A 13,814-nucleotide genomic window follows, 5' to 3' on the forward strand; every position below is an offset into this window, starting at 1 on the left:
ATGACCGTCACCCTGATTGATCTCCTCGACGAGCGCAGCAGCCGTCATCCGGATCCGCGCCTCTACACCTTCCTGGAGGACGACGCGGAGGTGACGCTCACCCGGGCGGAGCTGGCGTCGCGGGCGCACCGCATCGCCGCGGCGCTCCAGTCGCTGGCGGCACAGGGCGAGCGCGCGGTGCTGCTCTATCCGCCCGGCGTGGACTACCTCTCCGGGTTCTTCGGCTGCGTGTGCTCCGGGCTGGTGGCGGTGCCGGCGTACCCGCCGGATCCGTCGCGGCTGGAGCGCACCCTGCCCCGCCTGCGGGCGCTCATCGCGGACTCGGGCGCCACGGTGGTGCTGACCACGTCCGTCATCCTGTCGATGGCGGAGTTCCTCTTCACGGACGCGCCGGAGCTGCGCGCCTTGAAGTGGGTGGCGACGGACGCGCTGGACGCGAGCGACGCGGCGGCGTGGAAGCGGCCGGACGTGACGGCGGACACGCTGGCCTTCCTCCAGTACACGTCCGGCAGCACGGGGACGCCCCGGGGCGTGATGCTCAGCCACGGCAACCTGCTGCACAACCTCACGGCCATCCGCCGCGCCTTCCAGACGCGCGACGACAGCGTGGGAGTCATCTGGCTGCCGCCGTACCACGACATGGGGCTGATTGGCGGCGTGCTGGTGCCGCTGGCGCAGGGCTTCCACACGGCGCTGATGTCTCCGCTGTCGTTCCTCAAGCGGCCCCGCGCGTGGCTGGAGGCGCTGGCCCGCTTCGGCGGCACCATCAGCGGCGGGCCCAACTTCGCGTTCGACTTGTGCGTGCGGCGCATCCCGCCGGCGGAGCGGGTGGGGCTGGACCTGAGCCGCTGGGAGGTGGCGTTCTGCGGCGCGGAGCCCATCCGTCCGGACACGCTGGCGCGCTTCACGGAGGCGTTCGGGCCGTACGGCTTCCGGCGCGAGGCGTTCTATCCCTGCTACGGCCTGGCGGAAGGGACGCTCATCGTCTCCGGAGGCGCGAAGGAGGCCGCGCCCGTCCTGCGCGACGTGGACGCGCCGTCGTTGGAGGCGGGCCGGGCCCGGGCGCCGGAGGGCACGGCGCGGACGCTGGTGGGCTGCGGCGCGACGCTGCCGGATCAGTCCCTGTGCATCGTGCAGCCGGACACGGGCCGCGTGCTCGCGCCCGGCGAGGTGGGCGAGGTCTGGGTCAAGGGGCCCAGCGTGGCGCGGGGCTACTGGAGGCGCGAGGAGGAGTCCGCGCGGGTGTTCCAGGCGAGGACGGAGCAGGGAGACGGACCGTACCTGCGGACCGGGGACCTGGGCTTCCTGGACGCGGGAGAGCTGTACGTCACGGGGCGCGCGAAGGACCTGATCATCCTGCGCGGACGGAACCTGTATCCGCAGGACCTGGAGGCGGTGGTGGAGGAGAGCCACCCGGCGCTCAGGCCCGGATGCGGCGTGGCCTTCGGCGTGGAGGTAGACGGCGAGGAGCACCTCGTCGTGGTGCAGGAGGTGGACTCGCGCAAGTGGGACGGCGACGCGGCCCCGGTGCTGGGCGCCATCCGGGGAGCGCTGGCGTCACGGCATGAGGTGAGGCCCCACGCGGTGGTGCTCATCGAGCCCGGCAGCCTGCCGAAGACGTCGAGCGGCAAGGTGCAGCGGAGGACCACGCGGGAGGCGTTCCTCGCCGGAGCGCTGCGAGAGCTGCACGCGTGGCGGGCGGCGGACCTGGCGGAGTCGGACGCGCACGGCGCGCCTTCGGAGCTGGAGGCCCGTGTGCTTGCGCGGGTGGCGGCTCGGTTGGGTGCTCGGGTGGAGGAGCTGGATGTCCGTACGCCCCTCACCCACTACGGCCTGGATTCGTTGGCGGCCGTGGAGCTGGCGCATGCGCTGGAGCAGGCGCTGGGCATGCCTGTTCCGATGGAGTCATTGCTGCGTGGCGCGAGTGTGGCGGAGCTGGTTCGTGACGCGACGGCCGTGCGCGCGGTGCCGCGTCCGGAGGTGGTCCGCGTGCCTCGCGCGGAGGCCATGCCCCTGTCCTTCGCGCAGGAACGCCTCTGGTTCCTCGACCGTCTGGAGCCGGGCAGCGCCTTCTACAACATCCCCGTCGTGTCGCGGCTGGATGGAACGCTGGACGTCTCCGCGCTGGAGCGGAGCCTCCAGTTCCTCGTGCGCCGCCATGAATCCCTTCGCACCGTGTTCGTGGAGACGCGCGGCGAGCCGGGCCAGCGCATCCTCGCGGACCTGACGCTGCCCCTGTCCGTCGTGGACCTCACGTCCACGCCCGGCGATACGCGCGAGGCCTCGGCCCGGGAGCTGGCTCGCGAAGAGGCGCGGCGGCCCTTCGACCTCGCCCAGGGCCCGCTGCTCCGTGTGACGCTGCTCAAGCTCGAGCCCGCGCGGCACTGGCTGCTGCTCACCGTGCACCACCTGGTCGCGGATGGCTGGTCCATGCGCGTCCTCGTGCGGGAGCTGTCGGAGGCCTATGCGGCGTTCTCCTCGGGCCGTGCCCCTGCCCTGCCCGAGCTGACCTTGCAGTACGCCGACCACGCGGCGTGGCAGCGCGACTGGCTGCGCGGTGAACGGCACGAGGACCTCCTCGGCTGGTGGCGCCAGCGGATGGCCGGTGCGCCTCCCGTGCTCGACGTCCCCGGCGACCGCCGCCGGCCCCGCGTGCAGTCGTACCGGGGCGCCCAGTGCGTCCACCGGCTCACGCCGGCCGCCTGGGAGCGGGTGAAGGCCCTGGCTTCGCGCGAAGGCACCACGCCCTTCGTCGCGCTGCTCGCGGGCTTCCAGGTGCTGCTGCACCGCTACACCGGCCAGGAGGACCTGGTGGTGGGCGTGGACACCGCGCACCGCTCGCGGCCGGAGACGGCCGGCATCGTGGGCCTGTTCGTCAACCAGCTCCCGCTGCGCGGCGACCTCTCCGGTGAGCCGTCCTTCCGCGAGCTGCTGCGCCGCGACCACCGCGCGGCGCTGGACGCGTGGGCGCACCAGGACCTGCCCTTCGACGCGATGGTGCGAGGCCTCAACCCGGAGCGCAGCCTCGCGCACGCGCCCCTCTTCCAGGTGAAGCTGGTCCTCCAGGACGCCGCGTCCGGACCCGTGCGCCTGCCCGGCCTCACGCTGAACAGCACGCTCGGCGACACGGGCGCCACCAAGCTCGACCTCACGCTCTCCGTCACCGACTCCGGCGAAGGCCTGGAGCTGCTGTGCGAGTACGCCACCGACCTCTTCGACGCGGACACCGTCGCGCGGATGCTCGGGCACCTGGAGGCGCTGCTGGACGGCGCGGCGGCGCATCCGGAGCGGTCCATCAGCGCGCTGCCCCTGTGGACGCAGGAGGCCCGGGGTCAGGTGCTGGAGGCGTGGCGCCCCACCGGTCCCGCCGTGGCTCCGGATCTCGCGCACCGGCTCTTCGAAGCGCAGGCCCGCGCCACGCCGGACGCCGTCGCCGTCGCGCTGGGAAGCACGACGCTGACGTACGCGCGGCTGGAGGCCCGTGCGAACCAGCTTGCGCGGCACCTCGTCGCCTCGGGCGTCCGCCCTGAAGCGGTGGTGGGCGTGCACCTGGAGCGCACGCTCGACTTCGTGGTGGCGCTGCTCGGCGTGCTCAAGGCGGGCGGTGCCTTCCTGCCGCTGGATCCGGCCCAGCCCCCCGCGCGGCTGGAGGCCATGCTGCGCGAGGCCCGGGCGTCCGTCCTGCTGAGCGACGAATCGCTGGCGGACCGGCTGGCTTCACAGGGCGAGCTGCTCGTCCTCCTGGACGCGGACCGCGCGGCGCTGGAGGCACGGCCGGAGCTGCCGCTGTCCCCCGCGCCGGCCGTCACACCCGCGAACCTCGCCTACGTCATCTTCACCTCCGGCTCCACCGGCACGCCCAAGGGAGCGCTGCTCGCGCACCACGGCCTGTGCAACACGGCGCTCGCCACGCGCGACGCGCTGGGCCTGCGTCCCGGAAGCCGTCTGTTGCAGCTGGCGTCCATCGGCTTCGACGCGTCGGTGAGCGAGGTCTTCTCCACGCTCCTGTCCGGCGCGACGCTGGTGCTCGCGCCCGCGGAGTCCCTGTTGCCGGGGCCGCCGTTGCAGTCGGTGCTCGCCTCCGAGCGCATCACCGCCCTTACCGCCACGCCCACGTCGCTGGCGCCGTTGGATCCGTCCGCGCTGCCCCTCCTGGAGGCCGTGGCCTCCGTGGGCGAGGCCTGCACGCCGGAGCTCGCGTCGCGCTGGAAGCCGGGCCGGCGCTTCCTCAACGCCTATGGCCCCACCGAGGCCACCGTCTGCGCCACCATCGACCTGGACGTGATGCCCGCGCGTCCGTCCATCGGCCGTGCCATCCCGGGCGCACGCGTGGCGGTGCTCGACGCGCGCGGAGAGCCCGTGCCCGTGGGCGTCCCCGGAGAGCTGTACGTGGGAGGCCCCGGCGTGGCGCGTGGCTACCTGGAGCGGCCCGCGCTCACCGCCGAGCGCTTCGTGCCGGATCCATTCTCCAGCGAGCCCGGCGCCCGCCTGTACCGCACGGGTGACCGCGTGCGCACGCTGTCCGACGGACGGATGGAGTACCTGGGCCGCCGTGATGCCCAGGTGAAGGTGAACGGCATCCGCATCGAACTCGGCGAGGTGGAAGCCACGCTCGCGCAGGTGCCCGGCGTGCGACAGGCGGTGGTGCTCCCTCGCGAGCACGCGGGCGAGACGCGGCTGGCCGCGTGGCTCGTCGCGGACGAATCCCTGGACGTCACCGCCGTGCGCCGCTTCCTCAAGGAGCGGCTGCCGGACGCCTTCGTGCCGTCCACCTACGTGCGGCTGGATGCGCTGCCGCTCACCCCGGGCGGCAAGCTGGACCGCAACGCCCTGCCCGCGCCCAGCGCCCCGAAGCCGGCGCCGGATGCCCCCTTCGCCGCGCCTGTCTCCGAGTTGGAGCAGCGCATCGCCGAGGTCTGGGCGCGCGTGCTCGACGTGCCGCGCGTGGGCCTGCACGCGCACTTCTTCGAGGACCTGGGCGGAGGCTCGCTCCTGGTCGTGAAGGCCAGCACGCAACTGCGTGAGGCTTTGGGACGCGACGTCCCCGTCACCCACCTCTTCGAGCACCCCACCGTCGCGAAGCTCGCCGCGAGGCTGGAGCGCGACGTGCCGCCGCCTCCCGGCCCCACGTCCCCACCGCGGGCCCCGCGTGAGGGGTCTGGTGGAAGCTCCGGCGACATCGCCATCATCGGCATGGCGGGACGCTTCCCGGGCGCTCCGGACGTGCACGCCTTCTGGCGCAACCTGCGCGACGGCGTGGAGTCCATCACCCGCTTCTCGCACGAGGAACTGGAGCCGTCGCCGCTGTTCCCGGACGCGCTGAGGAGCCACCCCGACTTCGTCCCCGCGGGCGGCGTGCTGGAGGACGCGGACACGTTCGACGCGGCCTTCTTCGGCCTGTCCCCGCGCGAGGCGCAGTGGATGGATCCGCAGCAGCGCCTGTTCCTCCAGTGCGCGTGGAACGCCCTGGAGGACGCGGGCTACGACGCGGAGCGCATCGCCGCGCCCGTCTCGCTGTACGCGGGCGCGGGCAGCTCCAGCGTGCACCTGCTGTCGCTGCTGGGGCAGACGCGCAAGGACCCGGCCTCGCTGTTCGAGGCGCTGGGGACGACCAGCGGCGAGAACGTGGCCACGAAGACGGCCTACAAGCTGAAGCTCGGCGGAGAGAGCCTCAACGTCTACACGGCCTGCTCCACCGGACTCGTCACGGTGCACCTGGCCTGCCAGTCGCTGCGCACCGGGCAGTCGGACCTGGCGCTGGCGGGCGCGGTGAAGGTGTCGCTGCCGCAGCGCACGGGCTACCTCTTCCAGGAGGGGATGATCCTCTCCCCGGACGGCCACTGCCGCGCGTTCGACGCGAAGGCACGAGGCACCGTGCTGGGCAGCGGCCTGGGCGTCGTCGTGCTCAAGCGGCTGTCCGACGCCGTGCGCGACGGGGACCGGGTGTACGCGGTCATCAAGGGCTCCGCGCTCAACAACGACGCGGCGTCGAAGGTCAGCTACACCGCGCCCAGCATCCAGGGGCAGAGCGAGGTCATCGCGCGGGCGCTCGCGGCGGCGGGCGTGGACGCGGACAGCGTGGAGTACGTGGAGGCGCACGGCACGGGGACCGCGCTGGGGGACCCCATCGAAGTGGCCGCCCTCACGCGCGCCTACCGCGCGCACACGCAGCGCACGGGGTACTGCGCGCTGGGGTCGGTGAAGACGAACATCGGGCACCTGGACACGGCGGCGGGCATCGCGGGCCTCATCAAGGCCGTGCTCGCGCTGCATCACGGGGAGCTGCCGCCCAGCCTCCACTTCCAGCAGCCCAACCCGGAGATCGACTTCGCGCGCAGCCCCTTCTTCGTGAACACCGCCCTGCGGCCGTGGGAGAGCAACGGCCAGCCCCGCCGCGCGGCCGTCAGCTCGTTCGGCATCGGGGGCACCAACGCGCACGTCGTGCTGGAGGAGGCGCCTTCACGGCAGCCCGAGCCCGGCACCCGCCGCTCGCGACAGCTCGTCACGCTGTCCGCCCGCACGCCGACCGCATTGGAGGCAGTGGCGCGGGAGCTTGCCGACCACCTGGAGGTCCGCGCGGACGTGGACCTGGCGGACGTGGCCTTCACGCGCAACGCGGGCCGCAAGGGCTTCGAGGTGCGCCGCACGGTCGTGGCGGAGGACGTCACCGGGCTCGTGGAGGCCGTGCGCAAGCCGGGCACGACGTCCACCGTGCGCGACGTGGACGCCCCGCCCGCGCACCGCGTGGCCCTCCTCTTCCCGGGACAGGGCGCCCAGGCCGTGGGCATGGCTCGCGAGCTGTACGACGCCGAGCCGCGCTTCCGCGAGGTGCTGGAGTCCTGCCTCGCGCTGCTCCCGGCAGCGGGACTGACGCAGGACCTGCGCCCCGTGCTGTTCCCCGCCGCCGGTGAGGAGTCCCGCGCGGAGGCGGCGCTCTCCGAGCCTCGCTACGCCCTGCCCGCGCTGTTGTCCGTGGAGGTGGCGCTGGCGCGGTGGTGGATGGCGCTGGGGTTCAAGCCCGGCGCGCTCTTGGGACACAGCTTCGGCGAGTACGCGGCGGCGCATCTGGCCGGCGTGATGTCGCTGGAGGACGCGCTGCGGCTCGCGGTGGTTCGCGGCGAGCTGATGACGCGGCTGCCGCCGGGCGGGATGCTCGCGGTGGGGCTGTCTCCGGAGGACGTGACGCCGCTGCTGCCCTCCACGCTGGAGGTGGCCGCGCACAACGGCGTGGACCGGTGCACGGTGTCCGGGCCCCTGGAGCCGCTGGCGGCGCTGGAGCGGACGCTCGCGGGCCGGAAGGTCGGCGTGGTGCGGCTTGGCGCGTCGCATGCGTTCCACTCGCGCGCGGTGGAGCCGCTGATGCCCGAGTTGGAGCGGGCCGTGTCGGCCATCGCGCTGAAGGCCCCTGCCCTGCCCTACGTGTCCAGCCTCTCCGGGACGTGGATCCGCCCGGAGGAGGCCACGTCGCCGCGCTACTGGGCACGCCAGATGCGCGAGCCGGTGCGCTTCTCCGCGGGCCTGGACACGCTGCTGCAATCGGGACACGGGCTGCTCATCGAGGCCGGGCCTGATCAGGGCCTCACGGCGCTCGCGAAGCTGAGGCTGCGCGCGGTGCAGGACACCGTGGCGGTGCCGTCGCTGCGCCGCTCGGGCACGTCCACGTCCGACCTCCAGACGCTGCTGGAGTCCGTGGGCACGCTGTGGCGGATGGGCGCGAAGGTGGACTGGGAGGTGCTGCACGCCCACGGCCCGCGCCGCCGCGTGTCGCTGCCGGCCTACCCTTTCGAGGCCGAGCGGGTCCACCTGGACGTCCGGGCCGCGCTGCCCCTGCCGGAAGTGCCGGCCGTGGAGGCCGTGCCCGTGGTGGCACCGGCGCCCGTGGCGCCTCCCGTGCCCGTGGCGGTGTCCGCGCCGTCCAACCTCAGTGACATCGAGCTGAAGCTGACGGAGCTGTGGCGCGAGCGGCTGGGCCTCACGGACATCGGCCTGGACGACAACTTCCTCGACCTGGGCGGCAACTCGCTGATGGCGGCGCAGCTGCTCACGCGGCTGCGCGAGACGTTCCGCACGCAGGTGCCGCTGAGCGACCTGTTCGAGGCCCCCACCATCGCGGGCCTCGCCGAGCGCATCGAGGCCCGGCTCCTGGCGGAGGGACGCTCCCTCACGCAGGAGGAGGAAGCGCGAGGCCCGGCGACGGCCATCCAGCCCTGGCCCCGCACGGGCGAGCTGCCCCTGTCGTACGTGCAGGAGCGCGTCTGGGAGATGGAGGCGCGGGAGCCGGGCAGCTCGCTGTTCAACGAGCCGCTCGCGGTCCGCATCTCCGGAGCGCTGCGGCCGGAGCTGCTGGAGCGCGGCGTCAACGAGGTCATCCGCCGTCACGAGTCGCTGCGCACGGTCTTCGTCCAGGAGGGCGGCCGGGGCGTGCCGCGCCTCCTGCCGGAGGTGCGCATCTCGCTGCCGGTGGTGGACCTGCGCGGCTTCGCCGGGGACCGCGACGCGGAGGCCCTGCGGCTCGCGCGCATCGAACCCGCGGCGCCGTTCGCGCTGGACCGGGGTCCGCTCGTGCGCGTGCGCCTGCTGCGGCTGGCGGACACGGAGCACGTGCTGCTCGTGACCATCCACCACATCGTCGCGGACACGCTGTCGCTGGTGAACCTCATCCGCGAGTCCGTGGCGCTCTACACCGGCTTCGTGCACGGCGTGTCCGTGCCGCTGCCGGAGCTGTCCATCCAGTACCTCGACTTCGCGCTGTGGCAGCGGCAGGCGCTGGCCGACGGCACGCTCGCGGATCAGCAGGCGTACTGGCGGATGAAGCTGGCCGGACGTCCGGGGCCGCTGTCCCTGCCGCTGGACCGGCCTCGCATCCCGGGCGCGAAGCGGCGGGGCGCGCGGCACTCGTTCGCCTTCCCGCCGGAGCTGGGCGTCGCGCTGAACGCGTTCAGCCAGCGTGAAGGGCTCACCGCGTACATGACGCTGCTCGCCGGCTTCACGGCGCTCCTGGCCCGGTGCTCGGGTCAGGAGGACATCGTCGTGGGCACGTCCATCGGCAACCGGACCCGCCCGGAGCTGGAGCCGCAGATCGGCTATGTGGCGCACGCGCTGGCGCTGCGCACGAACGTGGATGGCGACCCGGACTTCCGCACGCTGGCCCTGCGCGTGCGGGACACGACGCTCGCGGCGTTCGCGAACCCGGACGTGCCCTATGAGCAGCTGCTCGAAGAGCTGGAGCCCGGCGACGAGGCATCGCTGGGCCGGCTCTTCGACGCCATCTTCCTCCTGCACGCGCAGGAGGTGTCGGCGCCCATCGAGGAGTTCCCCGGCCTGCGGCTGGGCTACTTCGACGTCACCGGGCTGCCCGCGCAGTACGGCACGTCGCTGGCGGACCTCACGCTGCTGATGCGCGAGGACGCGCAGGGCTTCTCCGGGACGCTGGAGTACGCCGTCGACCTGTTCGACGCGGACACCATCGTGCGCCTGTTGTCGCAGCTGGAGGCGCTGCTCTCCGACGCCGTCGCGTCGCCGCAGAAGCCCCTGTCCCGGCTGTCGCTGGACGTGATGCCCGCGCGAGCCCGGGCTCCTGAGCCTCGCGCGGCGGACGCCACGTCGGTGCCCGCGATGCTGGAGGTCCGCGCGCGGCAGACGCCGGACGCGGTGGCCGTGCGCCAGGACGGAACGGTCCTGACCTGGCGGGCGCTGCGGGAGAAGGCCCTGTCCCTCGCGGCACGGTTGAAGGCCCACGGCGTGGGACCGGGTGTCCCGGTCGCCGTGTGCGTGGATGCGTCCCCCGAGCGTGCGGTCGCGCTGTGGGGTGTGCTCGCGGCGGGAGGCGCGTATGCGCTGGTGTCGCGCGATGGGCTCGGGGAGGTGGCGTCGCTGGGGAACGATGGAGCACCGCCCGTGCTCGTCACCTCCGATGCGCTTCCTTCCGGAGTCACGGGCCCCGTCGTTCGGCTCGATGGCACGGACGCGGTTCGGACTCCGGCTTCGGGTGGACCGACCCGCGTGGAGGTGGAGGGCCTTGCGTGCCTGGCGCGTGAAGGGACGGAGGGCTCACGCCCCCGCGTGATGTTGAGCCACCGCAACCTCGTCCATCGTCTGGCCGCGCTGGATGCGCGTGTGGATGCCCGGCCCGGAGAGTCGTGGCTGAGCACGTCGGACGGCATCGGCGACCCGGCGGACCTGGGGCTGCTCTGGGCCCTGTCCCGCGGGCTTCCGGTGGTGCTGCCACCCCGGTCCATGCCGCGGCCCTCCGTGCGGCGGGAGGGTGCCGCAGCGAAGCGGTCGCTGGACTTCAGCCTCTTCTACTTCGCCAACGACGCGGAGGCGTCCGGGCGGAAGAAGTACCAACTGCTCATCGACGGCGCGAAGTTCGCGGACACGCACGGCTTCAGCGCCATCTGGACGCCCGAGCGCCACTTCCACGACTTCGGCGGTCCCTACCCCAGCCCCACGGCGACCAGCGCCGCGCTCGCCATGGTCACCGACCGGGTGTCGCTGCGCGCGGGCAGCGTCGTCCTGCCGCTCCATGATCCGCTGCGCGTCGCGGAGGAGTGGTCCGTCATCGACAACCTCTCCAACGGCCGCGCGGGCGTGTCCTTCGCCACCGGCTGGAACGCGAACGACTTCGTCTTCGCCCCCCACAACTTCCACCAGCGCCCGGAGGCCGTGCGGCGCGGCGTGGAGGAGGTGCGCACGCTGTGGAAGGGCGGCACCGTGCGCCGCACCAACGGCGCGGGCGTGGAGGTGGACATCGCCATCCGGCCCCGCCCCGTGCAGGCGGAGCTGCCGTTGTGGATCACCGCCGCGTTCAACCCGGAGACGTTCCGGATGGCGGGCGAGCTGGGCGCGGGCCTGCTCACCAACGTGCTGGGCCTGGGCCAGGACTTCGTGGAGCTGGAACGCAAGGTCGCCATCTACCGCGAGGCCCGGCGCAAGGCGGGCCACCCCGGCCGCGGCCACGTCGTGCTCATGCTCCACACCTTCGTGTCCTCCAGCCACGAGGACGTGAAGCACCAGGCGCGTGAACCGCTGACGCGCTACTTCCGCAGCTCCGTGGAGCTGATCAACGGTCTGGTCGCCAGTCAGGGCCCGGGCTTCGACGTGCGCTCGCTCACGCCGCAGGACATGGAAGCCCTGCTGCAACAGGGCGTGTCGCGCTACCTCGACGCGGGCGGCCTCTTCGGCACCCCGGATTCGCTCCGCGCGCGCATCGACCAACTGCGCCAGGCCGACGTGGACGAGGTGGCCTGCCTCATCGACTTCGGCATCGCCCCCGACATCACGTTGGAAGGCCTGCGGCACCTGGACGTGCTGCGCCAGCAAAGCCAGGAGCACACCGCACCGCGTCCGTCCTCCACGACCGTTGAAGTCGACAGCGCTGGGATGCTCGCGAACCTCCTGCGCACGAGCCCGCCGCCACACCTGCGCGCCTCCGTCGCGGTCGCAAGGACGCTCGCGGAGCTGCCGGACGCAGCCGCCGTGCTGGGGCCAGTCCGGACGCTGGTGCTGGACGACTCGGAGGGCCTGCCGGCGGACCTCGCCCGCACGCTCCAGCGCGCGACCTCCGCGCGGATCGTCTCCCCCGCGCCGTTGCTACCAGAGCCGCAAGAGGCAGCCGCGCCCGGAACGCGCTTCGTGCTGGATGCCTCCGGCCGCCGCGCGCCCGTGGGCGTGGTGGGTGAGCTGTTCCTGGGCGGTGACGCCGTGCCGCTCGGCTTCTGGAAGGCACCGGAGCTGACCCAGTCGCGCCTGCGCGTCGCCCCCGAGGGAATAGGCGCACACGTCTACGGTACGGGTGCCCGCGCCCGCTACCGCGCCGACGGCGAAGTGGAGCTCATCACGCCCCCACGGCGTGCCCCCGCGCAGCCGTCAGGCCCGAGCACCCGGACCGTGCCCCATCCGGACACCACTGCCTCGAACCTCACAGTTCGTCCGGATGCCCTCGCCCGTCCGGGCGCTGTGCTCCAGCCGGGCACCTCAGCCTCGAACCTCTCGGAACAGCAGAATGCCGCCGCGCGCGCGGGCGCCGTGCTCCAGTCGGGCACCGCAACCTCGGACCTCGCGGCGCGTCCGAATGCCGCCGCGCGGGCAAGCGTTGTGCCTCCGCATGGATCCGCGACAGCCGCGCCGCCGACGGGAGCGCCCACGCGCACGCCGCCTCGCGCGGCGCCGCCTGCCATGCCGGACGTCCAGGTCATCCAGCGCGTGCCCCGCACGGGGAATCTGCCGCTGTCGTTCGCGCAGCAGCGGCTGTGGTTCCTGGACCAGTACGAGCCGGGCAGCGCGCTCTACAACATCCCCTCCGCCATGCGACTGGTGGGCACGCTGGACGTGTCCGCGCTGGGCCGGGCCTTCGCGGAGGTGATGCAGCGCCACGAAGCCCTGCACACCGTCTTCCGCATCCAGGACGGCGACGCCGTCCAGGTCATTGCCCCGTCCGCGAACGCCACGCTGGAGGTCGAGGACCTGCGCGACTGGCCCGCCGCCGAGCGCGAAGCCGAAGCCCTGCTCCGAGCCCGCGAAGAGGCTCGCACCGCGTTCGACCTGTCTCGCGGCCCGCTCCTGCGCACGCGCCTGCTGCGCCTCGCCGACACCGAACACCTGCTGCTCGTGACGATGCACCACATCGTCTCCGACGGCTGGTCCATCGGCGTGCTCATCCGTGAAGTCGTCACGCTCTATGAGGCCTTCACCGCCGGCCGGTCCGCGACGCTGCCGGAGCTGCCCATCCAGTACGCCGACTACGCCGTGTGGCAGCGCGACTGGCTCCAGGGCGCGGTGCTGGACAAGCAGCTCGAGTACTGGCGCAAGCAACTGGAAGGCGCGCCTCCCGCGCTGGAGCTGCTCACCGACCATCCGCGCACCGCGGACACGTCCAACCCCGGCGCCACGCACCGGGTGGTGTTCCCGCACGCGCTGATGCAGGGCCTGCGCGCCCTGTGCCGCCGCGAGAAGGGAACCCTCTTCATGGGCCTGCTCGCGGGCCTCCAGGCGCTGCTGTCCCGCTACACCGGCCAGGACGACCTCAGCGTCGGCGCGCCCATCGCCGGCCGCAACCAGCCGCAGACCGAGGGGCTCATCGGCTTCTTCGTCAACACGCTGGTGCTGCGCACGCAGCTCGACGGCGACCCGACCTTCGTGGAGCTGCTGCGCCGCGTGAAGGCCGTCACGCTGGGCGCCTACGCGCACCAGGACGTGCCCTTCGAGAAGCTGGTGGAGGTGCTCCAGCCGTCCCGGCAGGGCGGCCAGACGCCCTTCTTCCAGGTGACGCTGGTGCTGCTCAACACGCCGATGCCGGAGCTCACCGGCCCGGGCCTCACCTTCCGCCCGGTGGACGTGGACAGCGGCACGTCCAAGTTCGACTTCACCCTCGTGTTCACGGAGACGCCGCGCGGCCTCCAGACCGCCTTCGAGTACCGCAGCGACCTCTTCGAGCCCGCCACCGCGCAGCGGATGATGGAGCACCTCCAGGTCCTCTTGGAGGACGCGGTCGCGAACCCCGAGCGCCGCCTGTCCCAGCTGGAGCTGCTCCCCGCCGCCGAGCGGAAGCAGATCCTCGTGGACTGGAGCACCACGCCGTTCGACGGTCCGCCCGAGCCGCTGGTCCACGACTCCTTCGAGGCCCAGGCCCGCCGCACGCCCGACGCCGTGGCGGCACTCTTCGAGGGGGAAGCCCTCACGTACGCGGAGCTGGACCGCCGCTCCAACCAGCTCGCGTGGCACCTGCGCGAGCGCGGCGTGCGTCCGGGAGACCGGCTCGCCCTGTGCCTGGAGCGTTCGCTGGAGATGGTGGTGAGCGTGCTGGCCGTGCTCAA

At 73.1% G+C, this 13,814-nt stretch carries 1 protein-coding gene (running past one end of the window); it reads left to right on the plus strand.

Translation table 11 applies throughout. The features are described 5' to 3' along the window. Positions 1 to 13,814: the 5' end (the start) of a non-ribosomal peptide synthase/polyketide synthase gene (locus JYK02_RS13760; protein WP_207051382.1), read on the plus strand. 15,409 nt of this gene lie beyond the right edge of the window; only the first 13,814 of its 29,223 coding nucleotides appear in the window; it begins with the start codon at positions 1 to 3; the stop codon falls past the right edge of the window.

This window comes from Corallococcus macrosporus, assembly GCF_017302985.1.
GTDB lineage: Bacteria > Myxococcota > Myxococcia > Myxococcales > Myxococcaceae > Corallococcus > Corallococcus macrosporus_A.